Origin of the sequence: Amycolatopsis thermophila (genome assembly GCF_030814215.1) — a bacterium.
GTDB classification, from domain to species: Bacteria; Actinomycetota; Actinomycetes; order Mycobacteriales; family Pseudonocardiaceae; genus Amycolatopsis_E; species Amycolatopsis_E thermophila.
Genome location: NZ_JAUSUT010000001.1, coordinates 5,630,366 through 5,653,025, shown reverse-complemented (window position 1 = coordinate 5,653,025; position 22,660 = coordinate 5,630,366). Strand labels below are relative to the sequence as shown.

Annotated in this window: 24 protein-coding genes and 2 pseudogenes; 12 read left to right on the top strand and 14 right to left on the bottom strand. The window is 70.5% G+C overall.

Translation table 11 applies throughout. The features are described from left to right. Positions 1–87: 87 nt before the first annotated feature. The gene (locus FB470_RS27735) at positions 88–885 is read right to left on the bottom strand and encodes an IclR family transcriptional regulator domain-containing protein (RefSeq protein WP_306996310.1); all 798 of its coding nucleotides are present in this window, start codon (positions 883–885) and stop codon (positions 88–90) included. Between the two features lie 154 nt (positions 886–1,039). On the opposite strand from FB470_RS27735, the gene FB470_RS27730 reads away from it, so the two are divergent. From FB470_RS27730 to FB470_RS27705, 6 genes are all read left to right on the top strand, one after another. Then, positions 1,040–2,461, top strand: coding sequence for an aromatic ring-hydroxylating dioxygenase subunit alpha (locus FB470_RS27730; protein WP_306996309.1), 1,422 nt, complete (start codon positions 1,040–1,042; stop codon positions 2,459–2,461). 10 nt (positions 2,462–2,471) lie between these two features. Then, a complete protein-coding gene (locus FB470_RS27725; protein ID WP_306996307.1) occupies positions 2,472–3,914 on the top strand; it encodes a glutamine synthetase family protein in 1,443 nt (480 codons plus the stop codon). A gap of 19 nt (positions 3,915–3,933) precedes the next feature. Then, complete coding sequence (locus FB470_RS27720) at positions 3,934–4,875, top strand: PDR/VanB family oxidoreductase (RefSeq protein WP_306996305.1); 942 nt, start codon at positions 3,934–3,936, stop codon at positions 4,873–4,875. Beyond that, positions 4,872–5,591, top strand: coding sequence for a type 1 glutamine amidotransferase (locus FB470_RS27715; protein ID WP_306996304.1), 720 nt, complete (start codon positions 4,872–4,874; stop codon positions 5,589–5,591). Before FB470_RS27720 ends, FB470_RS27715 begins: the two co-directional genes overlap by 4 nt. A gap of 127 nt (positions 5,592–5,718) precedes the next feature. Beyond that, positions 5,719–6,843 carry an MFS transporter gene (locus tag FB470_RS27710; RefSeq protein WP_306996302.1) on the top strand — a complete coding sequence of 375 codons (1,125 nt, stop codon included), beginning with the start codon at positions 5,719–5,721 and terminating at the stop codon, positions 6,841–6,843. A 6-nt stretch (positions 6,844–6,849) separates the two neighbouring features. After that, on the top strand, positions 6,850–7,377 hold the full coding sequence (locus FB470_RS27705) for a cupin domain-containing protein (protein WP_306996301.1): 528 nt from the start codon (positions 6,850–6,852) through the stop codon (positions 7,375–7,377). A 50-nt stretch (positions 7,378–7,427) separates the two neighbouring features. On the opposite strand, the gene FB470_RS27700 is transcribed toward FB470_RS27705, so the two are convergent. Both FB470_RS27700 and FB470_RS27695 read right to left on the bottom strand, forming a co-directional pair. Continuing rightward, positions 7,428–8,096 carry a nitroreductase family protein gene (locus FB470_RS27700; protein WP_306996299.1) on the bottom strand — a complete coding sequence of 223 codons (669 nt, stop codon included), beginning with the start codon at positions 8,094–8,096 and terminating at the stop codon, positions 7,428–7,430. Between the two features lie 62 nt (positions 8,097–8,158). Further along, positions 8,159–8,824 (bottom strand): TetR/AcrR family transcriptional regulator, encoded by a 666-nt coding sequence (locus tag FB470_RS27695; protein ID WP_306996297.1) that lies wholly within the window; start codon positions 8,822–8,824, stop codon positions 8,159–8,161. Positions 8,825–8,924: 100 nt separating this feature from the next. On the opposite strand from FB470_RS27695, the gene FB470_RS27690 reads away from it, so the two are divergent. The 6 genes and pseudogenes from FB470_RS27690 to FB470_RS27665 all read left to right on the top strand — a co-directional run. Next, the gene (locus FB470_RS27690) at positions 8,925–9,740 is read left to right on the top strand and encodes an arylamine N-acetyltransferase family protein (RefSeq protein ID WP_306996296.1); all 816 of its coding nucleotides are present in this window, start codon (positions 8,925–8,927) and stop codon (positions 9,738–9,740) included. Positions 9,741–9,873: 133 nt separating this feature from the next. Beyond that, on the top strand, positions 9,874–10,389 hold the full coding sequence (locus tag FB470_RS27685; RefSeq protein WP_306996295.1) for a DUF4863 family protein: 516 nt from the start codon (positions 9,874–9,876) through the stop codon (positions 10,387–10,389). Between the two features lie 7 nt (positions 10,390–10,396). Then, the gene (locus tag FB470_RS27680) at positions 10,397–11,008 is read left to right on the top strand and encodes an alpha/beta hydrolase (RefSeq protein ID WP_306996293.1); all 612 of its coding nucleotides are present in this window, start codon (positions 10,397–10,399) and stop codon (positions 11,006–11,008) included. An 8-nt stretch (positions 11,009–11,016) separates the two neighbouring features. Then, entirely contained in the window at positions 11,017–11,625 is a 609-nt protein-coding gene (locus tag FB470_RS27675; RefSeq protein WP_306996291.1) for a DsbA family oxidoreductase, read from the top strand. Between the two features lie 63 nt (positions 11,626–11,688). Then, a complete protein-coding gene (locus FB470_RS27670) occupies positions 11,689–11,856 on the top strand; it encodes a nitroreductase family protein (RefSeq protein WP_306996289.1) in 168 nt (55 codons plus the stop codon). 12 nt (positions 11,857–11,868) lie between these two features. After that, positions 11,869–12,402 (top strand): annotated as a pseudogene (locus FB470_RS27665) (nitroreductase); the annotation flags it as partial. Between the two features lie 251 nt (positions 12,403–12,653). On the opposite strand, the gene FB470_RS36020 reads toward FB470_RS27665, so the two are convergent. From FB470_RS36020 to FB470_RS27615, 11 genes and pseudogenes are all read right to left on the bottom strand, one after another. Then, positions 12,654–12,821, bottom strand: a complete 168-nt coding sequence (locus tag FB470_RS36020) for a catalase-related domain-containing protein (RefSeq protein ID WP_442320571.1) — start codon at positions 12,819–12,821, stop codon at positions 12,654–12,656. Positions 12,822–13,004: 183 nt separating this feature from the next. After that, positions 13,005–13,771: pseudogene (locus FB470_RS27660) on the bottom strand (catalase); the annotation flags it as partial. Between the two features lie 108 nt (positions 13,772–13,879). Then, positions 13,880–14,515 carry a TetR/AcrR family transcriptional regulator gene (locus tag FB470_RS27655; protein ID WP_191243066.1) on the bottom strand — a complete coding sequence of 212 codons (636 nt, stop codon included), beginning with the start codon at positions 14,513–14,515 and terminating at the stop codon, positions 13,880–13,882. Between the two features lies 1 nt (position 14,516). Then, positions 14,517–15,731 carry an NAD(P)/FAD-dependent oxidoreductase gene (locus FB470_RS27650; RefSeq protein ID WP_306996287.1) on the bottom strand — a complete coding sequence of 405 codons (1,215 nt, stop codon included), beginning with the start codon at positions 15,729–15,731 and terminating at the stop codon, positions 14,517–14,519. 2 nt (positions 15,732–15,733) lie between these two features. Beyond that, positions 15,734–15,925 (bottom strand): ferredoxin, encoded by a 192-nt coding sequence (locus tag FB470_RS27645; protein WP_306999506.1) that lies wholly within the window; start codon positions 15,923–15,925, stop codon positions 15,734–15,736. Beyond that, entirely contained in the window at positions 15,925–17,322 is a 1,398-nt protein-coding gene (locus tag FB470_RS27640; protein WP_306996285.1) for a fatty acid desaturase, read from the bottom strand. Before FB470_RS27640 ends, FB470_RS27645 begins: the two co-directional genes overlap by 1 nt. 124 nt (positions 17,323–17,446) lie before the next feature. After that, positions 17,447–17,584 carry a molecular chaperone GroES gene (locus FB470_RS27635; protein ID WP_306996283.1) on the bottom strand — a complete coding sequence of 46 codons (138 nt, stop codon included), beginning with the start codon at positions 17,582–17,584 and terminating at the stop codon, positions 17,447–17,449. A gap of 232 nt (positions 17,585–17,816) precedes the next feature. Then, positions 17,817–18,209 (bottom strand): hypothetical protein, encoded by a 393-nt coding sequence (locus tag FB470_RS27630; protein ID WP_306996280.1) that lies wholly within the window; start codon positions 18,207–18,209, stop codon positions 17,817–17,819. Positions 18,210–18,850: 641 nt separating this feature from the next. After that, a complete protein-coding gene (locus tag FB470_RS27625) occupies positions 18,851–19,546 on the bottom strand; it encodes a LuxR C-terminal-related transcriptional regulator (protein ID WP_306996278.1) in 696 nt (231 codons plus the stop codon). Positions 19,547–19,676: 130 nt separating this feature from the next. Beyond that, positions 19,677–20,867: a glycoside hydrolase family 5 protein gene (locus FB470_RS27620; RefSeq protein ID WP_306996276.1), complete on the bottom strand. Its 1,191-nt coding sequence runs from the start codon at positions 20,865–20,867 to the stop codon at positions 19,677–19,679. A gap of 10 nt (positions 20,868–20,877) precedes the next feature. Continuing rightward, positions 20,878–22,581, bottom strand: coding sequence for a N,N-dimethylformamidase beta subunit family domain-containing protein (locus tag FB470_RS27615; protein WP_306996274.1), 1,704 nt, complete (start codon positions 22,579–22,581; stop codon positions 20,878–20,880). Positions 22,582–22,660: the final 79 nt, after the last annotated feature.

The window sequence follows — 22,660 nt, the reverse complement described above, 5'->3', positions numbered from 1 at the left end:
GTTACAGTCAAGTGTTGAAACGTAACGGTCACGTGATAGGTGGCGGCAATGGTTCCAGGTGGTTCGCCGGGTTCGGCCCGCCCGTGGTCACACGAGCTGCGGCTGGAGCTTCCGCGCGGTCGCCTGGAGCGCCGGCAGCACGCGGTCGAGCATCTCGTCCCGACTGAGCCGCTCGACGCTCGCGCCGACGTTCAACGCGGCGATCAGCGTGTCGTCCCAGCGCCGCAACGGCACCGCGACCGAGTGAAAACCCGCTTCGACCTCGTGGGCCACGTAGGCGTAACCCTGTGTCGCAACCTGCGACAGGGTGTCCTCGAGCTGGATCATGGACTCCTCGTCCAGCATTTCGTCGCCCAGCAGGTGGCGGCGCCGTCGTTCACCCTCCACGCCGGCCAGGAGCACCCGACCCAGTGCCGACCGCGCGGCAGGCACCTGGAACCCGATGCCCTGGCCGATCGCCAGCGACTGGCGCGGGAGCGCCCTGGCGATCATCACGGCCACCGGGCCGTCGAGGACCGCGGCGGTGCAGGAGGCCTGGAAGTCCTCGGCGAGCGCGTCGCACACCGGCTGCAGCACGCGGCTGACCGGGTTGGTCGTGAGGTAGCCCGAGGCGAGGGTAAGAACCTTCGGCGCCAGGCGGTAGGCGCGGTCCTCGGCAACGACGTACCCCAGGTGAGCGAGAGTCAGCAGCGCCCGGCGGACGGTCGCGCGCGGGAGGCCCAGTTTGCGCGCGAGCTGCGCCTGCGTCAGGCGCTCCTCGCCCTCCTCGAACGCAGTGAGCACGAGCAGGCCCCGCTCGAGCGCTTCCGAGTAGTCGGCGCGGCTGCTGGCCTCCACCTCGCGGGTCGCGCGGCGCGCTTCGTCACGGGAGTTCAGCTTCGCCACGGTGGCCTCCTGTTCGACTACCGAACAAGCGTAACAAATCGTCCTCGCGCTCTTGTGGGGTACGACAGGGCCTGCTTACAGTGTCCGCATACGAACCATGTGTTCGTTAATTGAACAGATTAGCGGCGATGTCGTCGATGAGGAGAACGCTGTCATGCGCGCGGAGGACAACCGGAAGCTGACCGAGACCGGTCCCGGCACCCCTGGTGGTGCCTGGATGCGCCTGTACTGGCAACCGGTGGCACTGTCGGAGGAGCTCGACACCGAGCGGCCCGTGGTGCCGGTCCGGATCCTGGGTGAGGATCTGGTGCTGTTCCGCAACGACGACGGCACGATCGGGCTCATCGACCGGCGTTGCGCCCACCGCGGCGCCGACCTGTCGCTGGGGCGCCTGGAGGACGGCGGCCTCCGCTGCTACTTCCACGGCTGGCTCTTCGGCGCCGGTGGGTCCTGTTTGGACACCCCCGCCGAGCCCGCGGACAGCAAGCTCAAGACGAAGGTGAGGATTCGCTCCTACCCGGTGCGGGAGTGCAACGGGATCGTGTGGGCCTACCTCGGCGAGGGTGAACCCCCCAACCTCCCCGCCTTGGACTGCTTCGTCGCCCCGGAGGAGTACACCTTCGCGTTCAAGGGATACCTGGACTGCAACTGGCTCCAAGCCCTGGAGGTTGGCATCGACCCCGCGCACGCCTCCTACCTGCACCGCTTCGAGCAGGACGAGGACACCGGCGAGGCCTACGGCAAGCAGTTCCGCAACACCTCGCTCGGCACCGACCTGCCGATGACCAAGATCCTGCGCGAGTACGGCAGGCCCGAGATCCTCAACGCGCGCACCGAGTACGGCCAGCGGATCGTGGCGCTGCGCAAGCTGGACAAGGACGGCCTCGACGGTTCGTCCACCCACGTGCGGATCACGCACCAGGTCTTCCCGCACGGCATCACAATCCCACTGAGCGCGACGATGTCGATCACGCAGTGGCACGTCCCGATCGACGACGTCTCGTGCTACTGGTACGCGATGTTCACCAGCCTCGACGAACCGGTGGACAAGGCCACCATGCGCGCCCAGCGCCTGGAGGGCATCACCCTTCCCGACTACAAGCCGGTGCGCAACCGCGCGAACAACTACCAGTTCGACTACACCGAACAGCGCACCCAGACCTACACCGGGCTCGGCCGGGACATCAACGTGCACGACCAGATGGCGGTCGAGGGACAGGGCTACATCTACGACCGCAGCCGCGAGCACCTGTCCCGCTCCGACCGGGCGATCGTGACCTACCGCCGCATGGCGCTCCAGGCCATCGACACCGTCGCCGAGGGCGGCGACCCCGAGATCCTGCTCAAGGACACCGCGGACGTGGAGAGCCGCGGCCCGATCCCGCTCGACGGCATCGGCCCCACCGGGGAGTGGGAGCAGTACTGGGCGCAGGCGATCGCCGACCTGCGCAAGGCGAGCCCCTGGGCCTGGAAGCTGCGCGCCGCGCTCGTGACCGGACCCGCCGGCGTCCCGGGGTCGGAGATCGAACCCGACCGGTCGCAGTCGCCCGACGCCTACGACCGCTCGGACGGCTGAGGCGGCCGCGATGGGATTCATCGAGAAGTTCGGTCTCTGGACCGAAGAACAGAAGGAGGCGGCGCGCGCCGTCCTCGCCCGGGTCCAGGACGAAGGTCTGCGGTCCGTCCGCGTCTCGTTCGTCGACCAGCACGGGCTGCTGCGGGGCAAGACCATCCCCGCATCCGGGCTGGCTGCGGTGTTCCGCGGCGGCATCAGCTGCGTGTCGACCCTGCTGTCGAAGGACACGTCGGGCACGACCGTGTTCTCCGCGTTCAACCCCGACGCCGGGCTCGGCGTGGCGGAGATGGCCGGTGCCGCCGACATCGTGATGGTCCCGGATCCGACCACGTTCCACCTGGTTCCGTGGGCGGGGGGAACCGCCCGGGTCTTGTGCGACCTGCGGTTCGCCAACGGCGAGCAGGTGCCGTTCTGCAGCCGCGGTGTGTTCCGCAACGCCCTCGACCGCGCCACCGCCGCCGGGTACGGCTACCTGACCGGGCTCGAGATCGAGTTCCACCTCTACCGGCGGGCGGAGCACTTCCCGAACGCCGACGGCATCGGCCGAGGGACCCATCCGACCCCGGTGGAGCCGATCAACCAGGGCAACCAGCTGCTCGCCGAGGACCGCGGTGACGAGGTCGAACCGGCAACCCGACGGATCCGGGAGGTGCTGGAGGCCATGGGGATCGAGTTGCGCAGCGTCGAGGTCGAGTACGGCGCCAACCAGCTCGAGGTCACCCTCGATCCCGCGCTCGGGCTCGCCTCCGCCGACGCCATGGTCCTGCTGCGCAGCACGATCAAACAGGTGGCCCGGCGAAGCGGTTACCACGCCACCTTCATGTGCCGCCCGCAGATTCCGGACAGCAAGTCCAGCGGCTGGCACCTGCACCAGAGCCTGCTCAGTGCGGGGGCCGACCCCGGGCGCAACCTGTTCGTGCCCGCCGACGGAGAGGGCCCGATCTCCCCCGTCGGCGGGCAGTTCATCGCCGGACAGCTGGCCCACGCGAGCGCGGCCTGCGTGTTCGCCAACCCGACGATCAACGGGTACAAGCGGTTCCAGCCCTACTCCATGGCGCCGGACCGGATCGCGTGGGCGCGCGACAACCGGGGTGCGATGATCCGGCTGGTCGGCTCCGCCGAGGACGGCACCACGCACGTGGAGAACCGGATCGGCGAGTCGGCGGCCAACCCGTACCTGTACATGGCCTCGCAGCTGCACTCCGGCCTGGAGGGCATCGCGGCGAAGCTGCCCCTGGTGCCGTCGGCCGACGACCCCTACACCACCGAGGCCGGGCGGTTGCCGGTCAACCTCCGCGAGGCCGTCGACGCCCTCGAAGCCGACACCGGGCTGACCAGGGCCATGGGCGCGCGGTTCGTCGCGTACTACGCCGCGCTCAAGCGAGCTGAGATCGCCCGGTTCGAACGGACCGTCACCGACTGGGAGCACCGTGAGTACTTCGATCTCTTCTGAGAACCGGGAGCGAGTGAACATGGCGAGTTTGCCGCTGCGCGTCGTGCGGGTGTCCTGGGAGGCCGACGGTGTCGTGGGACTGCGCCTGGCGGCGCCGGACGGGGGCCCGCTTCCGCCCTGGGAGCCGGGCGCGCACCTGGACATCCGGCTGCCCTCGGGCCTGACCCGCCAATACTCCTTGTGCGGGGATCCGGGCGAACGCCACCATTACGACATCGCGGTCCGGCTCGAGGACGCCGGCCGCGGCGGCTCGGCCGAGATCCACGGCACCGCGCTGGTCGGCCGCGAGCTGGTGGTGTCCGAGATCCGCAACCACTTCCCGCTCCAGACCGCCGAGGAGTACCTGCTGATCGCCGGCGGCATCGGCATCACCCCGCTGCTGCCGATGGTGCGCGCGCTCGCGGCTCGTGGCCTCCCGTGGTCGTTGGTCTACTGTGGACGTGGCGCGGAGACGATGCCGTTCCGCGAGCAGCTGTCCGCCCTCGGCGGTGCGCGGGTGCGGTTCGTGGACACGGCACGCGAACCGCGGCCGGATCTCAAGGAGCTCGTCGGGCGGCTGGGGCCGGGCGCGGCCGTGTACTGCTGCGGACCGAACAGCCTCCTGGACGGCGTGACCGAGGTGTGCGAAGCGGCCGGGGTCCGGTGCGAGACCGAGCACTTCGGTGCCGCGACCCGGACGGACGACGGTTCGGCCGACGAGGTCGAGCTCGAGCTCCGCCGGTCCGGGCTGACCGTCGTGGCCGACGGGGACACCACGCTCCTGGAGGCCATCCGGGCCGCCGGTGTGGAGATCGAGTCCGACTGCGAGGAAGGCTACTGCGGCACGTGCGAGACACGCGTCCTGGACGGTGTTCCCGACCACCGTGACGTCGTGCTGTCGAAGACCGAGCGGGCGTCCGGACAGACGTTCCTACCCTGCGTGAGCCGCGCCTGCGGGCGCAGGCTCGTACTCGACCTGTGACCACGACGGCGACCGAGGACACCGGCATGACCACCCGAGCGCTCGTGCTCGTGCACGACCCCGCGGCAGACCGCCGCGAACGCATCCCCGGCGCGCTCCTGCCCGCGCTGTCCACCCGGAGCGTCAAGCACGAGATCATATCGTTCGTGGGCGCCGAGTCCGAACCGGACCTGCGCGACTACGACCTGCTCGTCGTCATGGGCTCCCGCGAGTCGGCCTACGACGACACGGTCCCGTGGCTGCCCAGGGAACTCGCGTTCGTGGGCGCGGCCGTCGATCACGGGCTGCCCGTGCTCGGGATCTGCTTCGGCGGCCAGCTCCTCGCGCGCCACCTCGGCGGGTCGGTCGGCCCCGCCGCCGTCCCCGAGTTCGGCTTCACCACCGTCGGCACGTCCGATCCGGACCTCGTGGCCCGTGGGCCGTGGATGCAGTTCCACGGCGACGCGTTCGTCCCGCCCGTCGGCACCGAGATCGCGCGCAACGCCAGTGGCTCCCAGGCGTTCCTCGCCGGGAAGGTGCTGGGCGTCCAGTTCCACCCCGAGATCACCCGCGACAGCTTCGACAGCTGGATCGAACGCTGGGACGCCGAGGGCGACACCCCGGCCGGGGCCGTGGATGTCGCGGCGTTGCGCGCGGCGGTGGCGCGGCACGAACGGCGCAGCGCGCTCCTGTGCGACCGGCTGGTCGGCACCTTCCTCGAACGAACCCTCCGATAACCGCTCCGACAAAGGGAAGTGAACCATGACAACGACGTCAGGGTCCTCCGGAACCGGCTCCGGGCGCCGGGCAGCCGGCGTCACCGTGCGCCGCACCCGCTGGGTGGCGCCATTGTGCTGGGCCGCCGTGGCACTCGAAGGATTCGACCTGGTGGTGCTCGGCGTGGTGCTGCCTACGCTGCTGCGCGACCGCGGCTGGGGCCTCGACCCCGGGTCGGCCGCGCTGATCTCGTCGGTGGGCTTGGTGGGCGTGATGATGGGCGCGCTGGCCATCGGCCCGCTCACCGACCGGTTCGGCCGGCGGCGCATGATGCTGGCCACCGTGGTGGCGTTCTCCGTCCTCACCCTGCTGTGCGCGTTCGCCGCCGGTCCGGTGGTCTTCGGGCTGCTGCGCTTCCTCGCCGGGCTCGGTCTCGGCGGCGTGCTGCCGGTGGCACTGGCCATGGTCAACGACGTCGCGCATTCGTCGAACGGCGGGCGCGCCACTACGACGCTCATGACGGGTTATCACGTGGGCGCCGTTCTGACCGCGTTGCTGGGCATCGTGGTCATCCCCACATTGGGCTGGCGCGCGATGTTCGTGATCGGAGCCGTTCCCGCGCTGGTGCTGGTACCTCTGATCGCGGCCCGGCTCCCCGAGTCGCTGCCGCGACAGTCCGGCTCGGGCGAGGCGAAGCCGGTGGCCACGCTGCTCGGCGCGGGGCAGGTGCGCGCCACGGTGGCGTTCTGGGTCACCTCGTTCATGGGGCTGCTGCTGGTGTACGGCCTCAACACCTGGCTGCCGGAGATCATGCGCTCGGCCGGGTACGCGCTCGGTGCTTCGCTGTCGCTGCTGCTGACGCTCAACCTGGGCGCGGTCGCGGGCATGTTGCTCGCCGGCTGGGTCGCGGACCGGGCCGGCATCCGGACGGCGACGATCACCTGGTTCGCCGCCGCAGCGCTCTTCCTGACGTTGCTCAGCATCCGGCTCCCCGGCGCCGGGGTGTACCTGAGCGTCCTGCTCGCCGGGATCTTCGTGTTCAGCACCCAGGTGCTCGTCTATGCCTACATCTGCCGCCGGTACCCGGTCACGGCGCGCGCCACCGCGCTGGGCACGTCCAGCGGGATCGGCAGGCTCGGCGCGATCACCGGTCCGCTCGTCGGTGGTGCCCTGCTCGGTGCCGGGCTGGTTTACCCGTGGGGCTTCTACGTATTCGCCTTCGTCGCGGCGTTCGGCGCGGTGTCGGTCGCGTTCGTGGGCCGGGCGAGGTAGGCAGAGGTGGACCACGGCACCGGTGTGGCGGTGGTCGGGCCCGGGGAGGGGGAAGAGGTCCCCCTTCCCGGGTTCGGTGCGGTCGTCAAGCTCCGCAGCCGCCGGGACGGGGCAGAGGTGGCGATCGTCGAGCACCCGTTCGCGGTGGGCACGATCACGACGCCGCACCGGCACACCCGCGAGGACGAGCATTCGATCGTGTTGGCGGGCGAGATCGGGTTCCGCTCCGACGACACCGAGGTGGTCCTCGGGCCGGGCGGGTACATCACCAAGCCACGGGGCCAGATGCACGCGATGTGGAACGCCGGCCGTGAACCGGGGCGCATCATCGAGGTCATCACACCGGGCGGGTTCGAGAACTACTTCCGGGAGCTCAGCGAGCTGATGACGGCGCAGGCCGGCCACACCGGTCCCGGCCTGCGCGAGGCGCCGGAGTTCGCGGAACTGGCCGCGAAGTACGGCTTGACCTACGGGGCACCCGACTGGCTGGACGACATCGTGGTCCGGTACGGCCTGAACGGTCCGACGCACTGATCATCGTCCTCACGCCGGTTCCCACGGCACCCGTTCTCCACGCGGAGATCTCAGTCCGCGGGCTCGCTGCTCCACAATGGAGCGGAGACGGTCAGCCCGAAGTCGCGTCCCCACCGGTTGCGGCTGCTCACCTGGTGCACCGGCCGACGATTCGCGGCCACCCCCCACCGCCCGAGCGGGTAGCCCAGCGCCAGCATCGCGGTCATCCGCCACCCGGCGTCGGTCGGCACCTCCAGCAGCTTCATCACCTGTTCGGCCTCGTACCGCAGCACCGTCGTGATGACACCGCCGACGCCTTCCGCCCGGGCGGCGAGCAGGGCGCTCCAGATCGCGGGATAGATGTTCGCGCCACCGTGGTCGTCGATCGCGAACACGAACAGCAGCAACGGGATCTCGGTGAAGTGGTCGGTGAAGTAGTCCCCGGACGCCTTGATCTTCCGCATCGTCTCGGCGTGCGCAGCGGGGTCGTGCACGGGCATGGCGAGCCGCCCGGCCGCGATGTCGGCGTACTCCTGCGCCCGGCACCGGCGGTAGAGGGCCGCGAGCTCTGCCTTCGTCTCGGGGTCGTCCACGGCGAGGAAGTGCCAGCGCTGGGTGTTCCCGCCGTTGGGGGCCCGGATGGCGGCGTCGAGGATCCGGGCCTGCGTCTCGAGCGGGATCGGGTCCGGGCGCACCCGGCGCATCATGCGGGTCGTGTACAGGGCCTCGTAGACGTCCATAGCGGACGATTATGCTCCGATTTACGTTACAGTCAATGTCTGGAACTAAAGTCGCGCGAGGATCAACGCGTGCGCTTGGCCCGTCCCGTCGAGCGCCGAATGCCCGCGCGGCTCGTAGCGATGGCCGACCACAGGACCGACACGACCGCGCCCGGGATGTCCTTGGGCCGGTCGCCGCGGTAGAAGGCGGCGAAGTAGCTGCCGAAGCACATCGTGGCGATCGTGTGCTTGTCGATGTCGTCGCGGATGGCGCCGCGGTCCTGCAGCTCGGTCAGCACCCGTTCAACGAGGGACACGCGCGGCTCGACGGCGTGCCTGCGCAGGATCTCGAGCAGTCCGGGGGTGCGGATCGCCTCCCCGGCGAAGTTGCCCATGAGCACCATCGCGTCGGGGTTGTAGTACGCGGGATCGAGGCGGCGCACGGCCTCGGCCAGCGCCTCCCGGGGCTCCAGCTCGCTCAGGTCGAGCGTGTACATGTCCCGCTGCTTGCGGAAGCCGTAGTCCAGCGCGTCGACGACCAGGTCGAACTTGTTGTCCCACCGCCGGTACAGCGTGGGCCGGCTGACCCCGGCGTCGGCGGCGATGTCGCCGATGGCCATCTGCGAGTAGCCGTCCCGCACCAGACGCGCCCGCGTGGCCAGGATGATCGCCTCGTCGAGGGCGGCGTCACGCGGACGGCCGCCGGGGCGCGGGCTCTCGGCGGGGGTGGTGTCGCGTGCTCGGGCCATGGCTGCGGAGCCTACCTGATTCGTTACAGGCAGTTCTTGTTGCGCAACCAGATACAGTTACAGTACAGTCATGTAACATAATCTGACGGGTGGGGTTCGCATGAAGGTCGACGCCTACCTCCGCCGGATCGGGGCGGAGCGGCCAGGCCCGACCGACATCGGGAACCTGCGCAGGTTGCAGCGGCACCATCTGGAATCCGTGCCGTTCGAGAACCTCGGTGCCCACCTGGACGAACAGATCGACCTGGGGTCGCCCGCGCTCTTCGACAAGATCGTGCAACGCCGCCGCGGAGGCCTTTGCTATGAGCTCAACGGAGCGTTCGCGATGCTGTTGCGGGAGCTCGGGTACACCGTGCAGCTGCTCGGGGCCCGGGTGCGCGGGCGCGACGGGCGTCTCGGCCCGCCGCTGGACCACCTGGCGCTGCGAGTCGACCTGGACGTCCCCTGGCTCGTCGACGTCGGCTTCGGCCGGTTCAGCATCAGCCCGCTGCGCCTGGACGTCCGCGAGCCCCAGGACGACCCGGACGGGCGTTTCCTGCTGCGGGAAGCGCCACGGGGCGATCTCGACGTGACCCGGGACGGCGTCGTCGTCTACCGGCTGGAGACCCGCCCGCGCGAGCTCGGCGAGTTCGACGCGAAGGCCTGGTGGCATTCGACGTCGCCGCGGTCGCCCTTCACCCGGGGGCCGCTGTGCTCCCGGCTCACGCCCGGCGGGCGCATCACCCTCGCCGGGCGCCGCCTCATCGAGATCAGCGACGCCGGTCGGAGCGAGCGCGACCTCACCGGGGACGCCGCGGTGGTGGCGGCCTACCGGCGGTACTTCGGGTTCGAGATCGACCGGCCCCCGGAGCCCCGCCCGCGCAACCCCCGAGAAAAGGAAATCCACCTGAACGACCGCTTGCCCTACTCCGGGTGATCATCGGCAGCACCGATCGCCGGTTGGAGCCCCTCACCCGCGTATAGTTACAAGCATTGCCTGTAACTCAATGTCGTCGTAGTCTCGGTTTATGCCCCTCGCTCGAGGGGCCCTGGACGCAGAGGAGTCGGCGATGACCACCGCGCAGGATCTGATCGACCGCAGCATCCCCTTCCTCGAGGAGGTGAAGAACCGCACCGCGGGCGGGGAGCTGGAGAGCTGGCTCAACGAGCGGTACGGGCCGGGCAGCGAGCTCTACGACGACCTCGCCCGCATGATCACCGACGGGGTGTGCGCGGGATGGGCGGCCAACATCGAGGTGGATGGCCCGAAATACCGGCGCAGCCGCATCGCCGACCCCAGTGGCGCGCTCAACTACTTCAGCGTCACCGCCGTCTACATGGACAGTGTCGAGCCCTATCGCGGCCAGTACCACCAGCACCCCTACGGCGAGCTCAACCTGGTGGTCCCGCTCGACCCCGGCGCGAAGCTGATGGGGCCGCGCGGGTGGAGCGGCGCGGGCTGGACCGCCCCCGGCCCGGGCAGCCACCACTACCCGGAGGTCAAGGGCGGCGCGCTGATCGCCCTGTTCTACCTGCCCGCCGGGCGGATCTCCTACGACATCACCCCACCCGACGCCGAAGCGTGAGGTCGTGATGAGCCCGGGGAGGACGCCCCTCGTCCGGTACGCGCACGGCGGCGGCTGGAGCCGCGGCACCCGATCCGACGACAGCGCCACGCGGCTCGCGCCGCTCGCCGCGCACAGCCTGACCGTGGTGTCGGGCGACTACCGCGCGGCACCGGAGGCGGCGTTCCCGCAACCGCTGCACGACCTCAAGGGCGCCGTGCGGTGGTTGCGTGCCCGCGGTCCCGAGCTGGGCCTGCCCACCACGAGGATCGGCGTCGGGGGTGCCTCGGCCGGAGCCGACCCCACTTCCCTGCTCGCTCTGTCCGAAGGCGACAGTGACCTGGAGGGGACGGTCGGCGCCACCGATCCCGACGAGCTGGCCGAGCGCGCCCGCGGGCTGAGCCTGTTGACGCGCGTGTCCGCGCAGGCGCCGCCGTTCCTGATCACCCACGGGGACCGGGACCGGATCGTCCCGCCCTCGGAAGGCCTCGCGCTGCACCAGGCGCTCGGCCGGGCCGGCGCGCGCAGCCGCTTCGAACTGCTGGCGGGAGCCGGACACGAGGACCCGGAGTTCGACAGTCCCGCCACCCTCGCCACCACCGCCGCCCGGCTGCGCGCGGTCCCCGACCCCGCCCCGTGAGGAACGACATGTCCACTTCCTCAGTGACGCCGCACGCCGCGGTCGTAGAGCACTGGTACGACTTCATCTGCCCCTTCTGCTACATCGCCCAGGACCGCAACACGCTGCTGCGGAAACGCGGCGTGCGGGTGGTGGAACGGGGAATGCGAATCCACCCCGAGATCGGTCCCGGCGGGGCACCGGCCGGTCCCCGTTCCGGCCCGGCCTACGACTTCCTCGCCCACGAGGCGGCCGCTGCCGGCCTGCCGCTGCGGTGGACGGACCGCATCCCGTACTCGCGGACCGCCCTGGCCGTGGCCGAGTGGATAGAGCAGGCCGATCCCGGCGCCGGCGAGGCGTTCCGCGCGTCGGTGTTCACCGCCTACTTCGCCGAAGGCCGGGACATCGAGCCACCGGAGTTGCTCGTGGCCCTGGCGCAGCGTGCCGGCGTCGATCCGGATCGGCTCCGCGAAGCCCTGGCGACGACGGCGGCGGACGAAGCGCTGGCCCGCTCGGAGGACCTGGCCCGGGCTCGCGGGGTGACCGGCACGCCCACCTGGATCGAGGGCGACCGGGCCTTCTCCGGACTGCGTTCCCGGGCATGGTTCGCTCAATGGGCCGACGCTCGGCCGCACTGACCGCCCCGACAGACCGCGCACGTAGCGCCTCACCAGCGATTTCCGCCATCGGGAGGACGAACGATGCACAGCTCAGCTTCCGCGCCGCCGCGAGGCGACCGGACCGTGGCGACGACCGTCGAGGAGGCGCTGCTCACCCGGCGCAGTGTCCGGGCCTTCCGGCCCGAGCCCGTGGAACGTCCGGGGATCGAACGCCTCCTGACGCTCGCGGCACGGTCGGCCAGCAACTAGAACTGCCAGCCGTGGCAGGTCCACGTGCTGACCGGCGCAGCAAAGCGCCGGGTCTGTGACGCCCTGTTGCACGCCCACGACCACGTCGGCCCGGTCGCCGAGCGCGAGTACGACTACCAGCCACCCGCCGAGGCCCCCCGGAGCCGTACCGCTCGCACCGGCGGCAGTTCGGCGAGAGCCTCTACAACCGTCTCACCTGTCCACACAGCGGCTCGCCTGGCGCACCACCGCAGGAACTACGACTTCTTCGGCGCGCCGGTGGGGATCGTGCTCACGGTCAGCCGAGAGCCGCGGGAAGGTGCGCTCGTCGATGCGGGGCTGTACCTACAGGCCCTGATGCTTGCGGCGCGCGGGTTCGGCCTCGACACGTGCGCACAGGCGTCATTGATCGACTTCTACCCGGTGTTGCGCCGGCACCTGGAAGTCCCGGACGACCAGTTGATCGTCTGCGGCCTGGCGCTGGGCTACGCCGATCCGGTCCACCTGCTCAGCGGGCTCCGGACGCCACGGGAACCCCTCGATGCGTTCGCCACCTTCCACGAATGATCCTTCTGGCGCGGCGCCAGGAGGTCCACGGCGGGAGCCCCCGATCAGCTTGGACGGACCGTTCGGCGGCCACAAGGCGAGCGAAATCGGCCGTGAGCACGGCAAGTCGGCCTGACCGGCTATGTCGAGTACAAGTCGATCACCCGCAAGCGTTGACGCCGTCCGGCGCGGCACGGTGCTGCCGGGCCGCGCCGGACGCGGCGATGCGGGCCGTCAGCCGCCCCTCAGCGACTGGGACCCGCCGGACCGGGTCACGGCCCGGCGGGTCCTCCCAGTGCGTCGATCGCCTTGGCGACACCCTCACCGTAGGACGGGTCGGCCTTGGTGCAGTTGTCGATGTGCCGCTGCTGGATCTCCCGGGGCACGCCGGCCATCGCGCGGGCGGTGTTGTCGAACAGCGCCTGCTGCTGCGGGGTCATGCGGCGGAACAGCTCGCCGGGCTGGCTGTAGTAGTCGGAGCCCTCGGCCCGGTAGTCCCGGTTGTCGGCCACCGCACCGACCGGCAGCGGCGGTTGGCGGAAGGCGGGCTGCTCCTGCCACTTGCCGTAGCTGTTGGGCTTGTAGGCGAGGGTGCCGCCGTGGTTGCCGTCGACGCGGCCGAGCCCGTCCCGGTGGTAGGAGTTGACCGGGTTGCGCGGCCGGTTGACCGGAATCTGGTGGTGGTTGACCCCGAGCCGGTGGCGCGCGGCGTCACCATAGGAGAACGGCCGGCCCTGCAGCAGGCGGTCGGGCGAGAACCCGATGCCCGGCACGATGTTTGCCGGGCTGAACGCGGCCTGCTCGACGTCGGCGAAGAAGTTCTCCGGGTTGCGGTTGAGCTCGATCTCGCCGACCTCGATCAGCGGGTAGTCGCTCTTGGGCCACACCTTGGTGATGTCGAACGGGTGGATGCGGTAGGTCTGGGCGTCCGCTTCCGGCATCACCTGGACGTACAGGGTCCACTTCGGATAGTCGCCCCGATCGATCGATTCGTACAGGTCACGCTGGTTGGACTCCCGGTCCTTCGCGATGACCTCGGCGGCCTCGGCGTCGGTGAGGTTGCGGATGCCTGCTGAGTCCGGAAGTGGAACTTCACCCAGAACCGCTCACCCTCGGCGTTGAGGAAACTGAAGGTGTGCGAGCCGAAACCGTGCATGTGACGGAACGAGGCCGGGATGCCCCGGTCGCTCATCACGATCGTCACCTGGTGCAGCGCCTCCGGCAGGCTGGTCCAGAAGTCCCAGTTGCTGGTGGCGTTGCGCAGCCCGGTGCGTGGGTCGCGCTTCACGGCGTGGTTGAGGTCGGGGAACTTCAGGGGGTCGCGGATGAAGAAGACGGGTGTGTTGTTCCCCACGACGTCCCGGATGCCCTCCTCGGTGTAGAACCGCAATGCGACGCCGCGGATGTCGCGCTCGGCCCACCGGCCCGCGGAGTTCCCCGGGCTGCCGGTGGCCGAGGTGGGAGCGGGATCGGTGGCGCGCAGCGGGTCCGACCCCGGTCAGCGCCCGATGTAGCGCAGGGGCGTCCGCGCGCGGTCGTCGAGCACGCGGGCCGCCAGCCAGGCCAGTCCGTCGGCGGTGCGGGCCGGTGTGTCCGAGGGCTGCATGACGTGGCTGAGGACGGCGCGGACGAGCACGTCGACCACCACGTCGATCTGGTCGGCGGTCAGCTCGGGCCGGTAGGACTCCACCCGCCGCAGGAGGATCGCCTTGGCCTCGGTGATCAGGGTGTCCGCCCGGGTGGTCAGCAGGGGCAGCAGTTCGGTGTCCGCGCCGTGGGTGGCCGTGACGACGGCGCGCAGCAGGACGTTGTCGGTGGCGAGTTCGAGGACGTTGCGGACGGCGTCGTAGATGGCCTCCACGAGGTCGTCGGGGTGGCGGTCGAACGCGTCGCGGACGAGTGCGAGGAACCGGTCGAGCTCGTGGACGACCATGGCTTCGGCCAGCGCGGCCTTCGAGCCGACCTCGTTGTACACGGTCTGGCGGCTGACCCCGGTGGTCTCGGCCAGCCGGGCCATGGTGACCGCCGACCAGCCCTCGCGTGCGGTCATCTCGATCGCCGCGACGATGATCGGCTGCCGGTGCTGGCCCCCGGCGCCCGACCTGGCCGGGAGAGTGTCGCCCATGATCGCCATTCTAGGCGGCGGCCCTGGTGGTGGCGGCGAAGGCGACGGCGTCCGGCCAGGGCGCCGCGGCGGCGATCAGCCGCCGGTACTTCATGATCTCCCGCGGGCGGTCGACGGTGAGCGCGCCGGTGATCCGGTCACCGCGCCGGTAGAGCGCGGTGAACCCGGCCTCGGCGGGCACCGCGACCAGCACCTCGTCCGCGTGCGGTGCGCCGACGAACTGGATGCGGTGGCCGTACCAGTCCGACCAGAAGTAGGGCACCGGGGCCAGCGGGCGCGCCGCCGCCGGGTCGAGCGCGTGGCGGGCGGCGGCCGCGCCCTGTTCGGCTGCGCCGGTCCAGTGCTCCAGGCGCATCAGCTCCCCGCCGAACAGCGGGTTCGCCACGTGAGCGACGTCGCCCGCCGCGTACACGCCGGGCGCACCGGTGGCGAGCGTGGCGTCGCAGACCACGCCGCGGTCGCGTTCGTGCAGGGTGACGCCGCTGCCTTCCAGCCAGCCCGTGGCCGGGGTGACCCCGATCCCGGCGACCACCAGATCGGCGGGCAGGACCTCGCCCGTGGCGAGCCGGACGCCGGTCACGGCTCCGCCCGCCGACTCCAGCCCCTCGACGGCGGTGGACAACCGCAGGCCGGTGCCGGCCGCGCGGTGCAGATCCGCGCAGACGGTGCCGGCCTGCGGGCCGATCGAGCGGGTGAGGGGCAGGTCGAGCGCTTCCACGATGGTCACCGGCAGCCCGCGGGCGCGGGCTGCCGAGGCGACCTCCGAGCCGATGAACCCAGCGCCGACGACGACCGTGCGCGCGCCACGGTCCAGCGCGGCGCGGACGGCCAGCGCGTCCTCGGCGGTGCGCAGGGTGTGCACCCCGGCGAGCCCGTCGGCGCCGCGGAGCCGACGGGGCGTGGCCCCGGTGGCGATCACGAGCGCGTCGTAGCGGATCGTCCGCTCCCCCACCCGAACGGTGCGGGCCCCGGTGTCCAGGCCGGTCGCCGGGGCGCCCAGGAGCAGGTCGACCCCCAGGTCCTCCCGCAGCTCCGCCGCGGACCGGAACGGCACCACCCGCGCCGGGGTGTGCGGGGCGAGGAAGGACTTGGACAGCGGTGGCCGGTCGTAGGGCGGGTGTTCCTCAGCGCCGATCAGCACGATCCGGCCCCGGTACCCGTGGCGCCGCGCCGATTCCACCGCGCGCAGGCCGGCCAGTGACGCGCCGGCGACCACCAGTGTCACGGTCAGTCCCTCAGCTTCAGCGCCAGGACGGGGCAGGCGTCGACCGCCGCGGTGACGTCCTGGCGGTGTTCCTCACCGGGGTGCTCGTCGAGCACCGCCACCGTCCCGTCCGCGCCGACCTCGAAGAAGTCCGGCGCCATCGCCTCGCACATCCCCAGGCCGTCGCACTTGGCCCGGTCCGCCTCGATCCGCATCACGCGCTCACCCTCCCCGGGGCGACGAAGTCGACCTTCTCCCGGACCCCGCAGTCGGGGCAGCACCAGGAATCCGGGATCGCCGACCACGGGGTGCCGGCCGGGAAGCCCTCCCTGGGGTCGCCGGTCTTCTCGTCGTAGACGTAGCCGCAGCCGGGACACATCCCGCCGTCCGTCGCATCACCACGGGTGTCCGCGGCGACGGGTTCCGGGGACTCGGTGCGCCCATACCGCGCGAGCACCTTCGCCCGCTTGCCGGGATGGATGTTGGCGCGGCTCATGTCGCCGTCGAAGTGGGCGAGCACGCGCGGGTCCATCACGCGGCGCCACAGCGGCGGGATCAGGGCGAGCACGATCATCCCGGCGTACCCGGTGGGCAAGACCGGCGATTCCGCGAAGTCGCGCAGCGTCTGGTAGCGGCGGGTCGGGTTGGCGTGGTGATCGCTGTGCCGCTGCAGGTGATAGAGCAGGACGTTGGTGGCGATGTTGTTGGAGTTCCAGCTGTGGCTGGGATCGACGCGCTCGTACCGGCGCCGCTCGGGCGTGCCCACCTGCCGCCGCCGCATGCCGTAGTGCTCCATGTAGTTGACGATCTCCAGGAGCGAGAACCCGACCACGGCCTGGATCAGCAGGTAGGGCAGGACACCCGCGCCCAGCCAGGCGATCACCGCCGCCCACAGCACGGCCGACATCAGCCACGCGTTGAGCACGTCGTTGCCGATGCGGAACGGGTGCTGGTTCCGCCGGGCGTAGCGGTTGCGTTCCAGGCGCCAGGCCGAGCGCAGCGAGCCGAAGACGGTCCGCGGCCAGAACCGGTAGAAGCTCTCCCCGACCCGGCTGCTGGCCGGATCCTCCGGGGTCGCGACCCGCACGTGGTGCCCGCGGTTGTGCTCGATGTAGAAGTGACCGTAGAAGCTCTGGGCGAGCGCGATCTTCGACAGCCACCGCTCGTGGCTCTCCTTCTTGTGCCCCAGCTCGTGCGCGGTGTTGATGCCGATCCCGCCGACGCACCCGACGGTGATCGCCAGGCCCACCTTGTCCACGATGGACAGTTCGCCGCGGGCGATCAGCCACACCGCGACCGCGAACCCGGCGTACTGGATGGGCAGGAACGCGTAGGTGATCCACCGGTAGTACCGGTCGTTCTCGAGGCGTTCGATGACGTCGTCCGGCGGGTTGCTGCGGTCCAGCCCGGCGACCAGATCGATCAGGGGCACCACGACCAGGATCACGATCGGCCCGATCCAGAACCACACACCCCAGCCGGTCGCCGCGTGCAACCCGATCGCCAGGAACACCAACGACGGCACGACCAGACCGATCAGCCACAGGTAGCGCTTGCGATCGGTCCACTGCTCGGTCGAGCCGTCGGGCACCGTTGCCTTTTCGTCGCTCATCGCATCCTCCTCGGCGAGGTTTACAAAACCTTAGAGGATGTAGCGCGAGGTGTACAAGTGCTTGGCGTTTGTAAATCTCGGGCGCGTCGCCGGATCGTGCCTGGAGTGAAGCCGCCCCGAGATTTCAGGGTCGCACGCGGATGACGGTCTTGCCCCTGCGCCGCTCGGTCGGGGTGAGCGCAGGGAGGGCGTCGTCGAGGGACACGACCGTGCCGATGTGCGTGCGGAGGCGTCCGTCCCGCACCCGGCCGACGATCTCCATCAGCTGGCCGGGAACGGACTCGACGACGGATGGTCAAGCGGCTGATGCTTCTGGTCGCGCCGCGGGAGCGGCACGCAGCGCCAGCGCCAACGCCGATGCGGCGGCCGCTGCGGCAGGCGACGCGGCTGGGTACGCCCGTGCAGCCGGCGCAGACGCTACCAGGGCAGAAAACGCCGCGGCGACCGCCCGAGCTGCCGCAGCCCGCGCCGACAGGGCTGCGAGCGCGGCCGAATCACTGGCTAGTCAAGCAGCCACCGCCGCCCGCGAGGCACGCGACGCTGCCAGTGCTGCGGCTGCTCATGCCGATGCTGCGGCGGCAGCTGCCGACGCGGCAGCCGCAGCAGCGGAGGCCGCGCAGAAGGATGCAGAGGCGGCCGCTGACTACGCTGCCCAGGCCAGGGCCTCCGCGGACGTTGCAACCACTGCTGCGAATCAGGCCGCGCAGCTCGAAGCCACTGCCCGGCAGGCTGACGCGGACCGCCTGCAGGCTGGGCAGGACCAGGCGGTGGCAGATGCGGAACAGGCAAAGGAAGACGACGATGCCCGTCGGGCGGCAGCCGAATGGGAGCACCGCGACTCGCGGCCGAGCCGGCAAGGCGGCGATGACGTCGTCGAAGAGCCACAACCGCGCATCGGTTCCGGGCCGTCAGCGGAGCTGCCCCGCCGGTGGCCTCTCGCAGGATTTCGCGCCACGTCAGAACCCCGGCGCGCCGTCCGCGCAACCCCCACGCTGTGTCGGCGGCGGACCGGCGCGCGTAGGCGACGGCTTCGGTCCGCGACCGCGGTCTTGCCGATACCGGGCTCGCCCGCGGGAAGAACCAGCCCACCGGGCCCGGAAATCGCGGCGTCGACCGCCCGATGAAGCGCCGACACCAGGTCCCGCCCGAGCAAAGCCTCGGCCGCCATCGACCCATTCTGCGATGAGCCCACGCCGCACGCCTTGTGCGGCCGATTCCCACGCCCGAACCGTGAGAACCGTGACAACCCGTTACGGAGGCAGCCGTGTTCCTCGGTGTGTATCACTTCGACGGCGAGCCCGGGCACGCTGGTCGCGGCCTGCGAACGACTGGCGGCCGGCTGGCCCGCGCAGTGACGCGCCAAGAGACCGCACGCGATTCGGCAGCCGCCGCAACGCCGGGAGCGCGTGCGGCACCAGCGGCGCGAGGAGCCACCGGGGCGTCCTTCCCGACGCCAACCTCGACCTGGCCTCTGCGAGGTGACCGGGCGGTGCCGGCTGGGCGTGTTGGCAGTCGATGCGGCGATCGCTCACTCCGAGGCGCCAGGAGGGCGGGCGCTGTCGTCGGGCCGTGGCAACACCCCGGTGGACCGCGCGGTGCTGATCGCTTCGATGCTGCTGTGCACGCCCAGCTTGGCGAGGATGCGGCCGATGTGGGTGCGGACGGTGTTCGCTGAAACGCTGAGGTCAGCAGCGATCTGCCCGGGACGTTTGCCCTCCACCATGCTCTCCAGTACCTCCCGCTCGCGATCGGTCAGCGCATCCAGCGGGCCACTGCGTTCCCGCGCTTGCCGCACTTCCGCGCGTAGCTGTCGCAGTACATGCCCGAGCTCCTCCGGCGGGTAGCACGCCTCGCCGTTGGTCACTCTGCGCAGCACATCGACGAACTCGGAGAACGAGCTGTCCTTGCGCACCCATGCGTCGGCGCCGGCCCGGGCCGCGTCCGCGGCGAGCGCTTTGTCGGTGCTCCCCGTCAGTACGACGATGTGCGACTTGGGCGAGGCGGCGATCAGCGCGGTGAGCAACGCCGTGCTGCGCATGCCCACCCGGTCCAGTTCGATCGTGATGACATCCGGTCGTTGGCGCGCCACCTCGGCGGTGAGGTTGTCGCTGCCCGGCACGGCCTTGCCGACGACCCAGACGTCGCTCACCGCGTTGAGTCGCATGGCAAGCCCGTCGGTCAGCACCTCGTGATCGTCGATCAGGAAGACGTGAACGAACGTCACGGGGCTACTGTGACTCACAGCGGGCCGGGATTCCTCATCCATCTGCACGACAAGCGGGCGTCAAATTGATGAGACCGATCGAGTGCCGTTCGCCGGTCGCACCGCCGCGCGAACCACTTCCCGAACCCCTCTAGTAGGGGGAACGCGCCAGCCGCTGCACCAGGAAGGCGCCCCAGCGACTCGTCGGGGTACCCGTCCAGTCCCGGATCAGCGCCCAGCACGACGGCCAGGCGTTCCACGTCCAGGCCGTGTAGCTGACTCCGGTCCGGTCCATCCAGTCGAACAGCTCGGCGTCGAATCCGGTCATCCCGATGTCCGACGGTTCGCAGTGGGCGTGGGCTTGGTCGTAGCCGACCGTCAGGTCCGGCCCGACCTCACCGACCAGCAACGGCACCCGCGTCGTCAGCGGCGCCAGCACCGTGCGATAGCAGTCCGGCGAGGCACAGTCCGTGTTGAACGAATAGGCGTGGAAGGCCGCCGCCAGGTTGCGCAGCGGATCCGTCGGCTTGAACGCGAGCCACATGGTCAGCGTCTCCGCCCAGTTGATCCCACCGGCCAGGACGACGTTCCGGGCACCGGTGGATCTGATCGTCGAGATCAGCTCGTTCATTCCGGCGGCAACGTAGGTCGCGCCGGTGTTCACCGACGTGAGGAGGCACCCGCCGTCTCGCCAGCACCGCCAGGCTCGGTCGCTGTCCGCCTCGCCGAACGGCGCGGGCTCGTTGAACAGGTCGAACAGCACCGAGGGGTTGGTGCCGAACCGCTGGGCCACCTGCCGCCAGAACTCCACACTGTGGTCCCGGTCGGGCATCTGTTGCGGGTTGGGCGACAGCTCCCCGCCGGGCGCACTGAGATGCAGGTCGAGGATCGCGAGCAGCCCGTGAGCGTTGAGCTTGGCGACGAGGTCGGCGATCGCGGTTTGGTAGGCCGCACCGCCGAACGCCGGCCGGACACCGTTGATACCCAGCCAGCACTGCTCGTTGAGCGGTATCCGCACCGCGTCGGCGCCCCGCCAGCCCGCCATCGCCGCGACCACGTCCGGCGCGATCGTGGTCGAGCCGGGGGCGTCGAAAACCCCCCAACCCGCGACGCAGGCGTACTCGGCGCCGGAGTGGTTGAACCCGCGCAGCCGGATCGCCGCGTCGTCGCCCGCGACGAACCGCGCGCCCTGGACGTGCACGCCACCGGCCGGCACGCCGACCGCGGATGTCCCGGTCCCGGCTGCCCCCTCGGGCTCACCCGTGGTGCCCTGGGTGCAGGAGCCGAGGGTGAGCGCCAGCACGACAAGCCCGGCGACCGCCCAGCAGGCACGTCCCGTCATCGGCCCATCCCTACGGCTGAGCGGGTCGCACGAAGCGGTCCAGCACGTTCGCGGTCACGCGCTGGATCACCGGGTCCGCTTCGTGGTGGCGGGCGTCGTCGTAGAGCCCCCAGCTCCACTCGATCGAACCGGCGCCGAACACCCATGCGCCGCTGCGCGCCTGGTAGATCACCGAGTTCTGGTGGTCGATCCGGCCGTCGTCGTTGAGGTACGGCGAGTCGGACAGCAACGCATACGTCCCCGGAACCGAGTCCGGCAGAGGCGAGCCACTGAACTGGCGGTCGGCCTCGTACCCGACCACGTGCCCGCTGGGCGTGGCGGCGGTCGCCCCGCTGCCGTGGTAGAGCGAATTCTCGACGCCGGCCGGTACGAACGCGGCCGGAGCCGATTCGGAGGGCTGCGCACTGGTGAACTGCACGCCGATCAGTTGCTGTTCCGGTCGGGCGGCCGGCGGGTCGCGCCAGAGCACCGTGCTCGTCGGCCCCTTCACCGGGTCCAGGGCCGCGTCCTTGTAGCAGACTTGGATGCGATCGGGAACGCCCGCCGCGGACGGCGCCATGCGGATCTGCCAGTAGACCGCGTCGGCGCCGAAAAAGCCCACGTTCACCCCGGCATCGCGCGCCGCGGTGACGTTGTCGTACATCTCGCGGGTCCAGTACTCGTCGTGACCCACGGACAGAAAACCCTTGTAGTTCCGCAGAATACGCCCGTTGCGATGGGTGTCCAAGTCGGTCGAGTAGGCGACGTCGTACCCGGACTTCTCCAGCCAGCGCAGGTAGTAGAACTCCCAGTCCAGGAAATCACCCGCGCCGTTGTTCTTCGCGTACGGCCGGTCGAAGGAGACCATGACGGCCCTCGGAGGTCCCAGACCGATGGGTGCGAGCGAGCTGCCGTCTTCGTACAAGCTCTTGCCGGTCGCCGGGTGGCCGCTCGCTCCCGGCGTGTCGCGGGGCCAGGCGTTGTACGCCTGATAGGTGGTGACGCTCTGCTGATAGAGCAGGTCGGCGTGGCGGGCGTCGTCCCGAACCGTGAAGATGATGTAACTGGCGAATCCGGCGGCGTTCGTCAGCTTGGCCAAGTAGACGCCGCTGGTCCAGCCCGGGGGAATCGTCAGCCGGTATCCGGGCGCCCACCCGCACGCGACCAGGCCGGTCAGATGATCCATCGGGCAGTCGGGCTGGTGGATTCCGGGCACGTCCTGGACGTGGCGCATGAGCCGCCCGCCCAGCCCCTGGTAGTACCCCATCCGGTAGATGTCGATCGAGTAGTCCTGCGCCGGGTTGACAGTGACCTGGAAGGTGATCTCCTCGCCGATGTTGACACTGGTCGCGGATGCGTACCCGGCGATCTGCTTCGCGATGTCGTCTGTCGTCTTCTCCGTCAGCCGCCAGGTCAAGGTGCCGGCCTGGGCGTTTTCCACGCTTACCGGATTGACCGGACCGGACCGTGATGCCGGGCCGCCGCGGCTACAGCCACCGGCCACGGACAGGGCCAGGACGAGCGCGGCCAGGACGGTGACGGGATACCTGGCCAGAACCACTCCCGGCCTCTGGTGTTCGCGGGTGTCGCGTCGTCGCATGTGTTCGCCCGTCTCGGGTTGGCCGGCCACTGACCGGTGGTCCGGCGGCGCCGCACGGCAATTGACCTGCGCTGGCCAGGGTAGCCGGGGCTCCGGCGGAGACGGGATCGCCAAATTGGTGAGGCCGGGTACCACAGCTGAACGATGTGAGCCGGCGTTCACCCTGCCTACAGTCCACGCAAGCCGTGCGAGGCTGTCCGAGCACCCAGAGGCA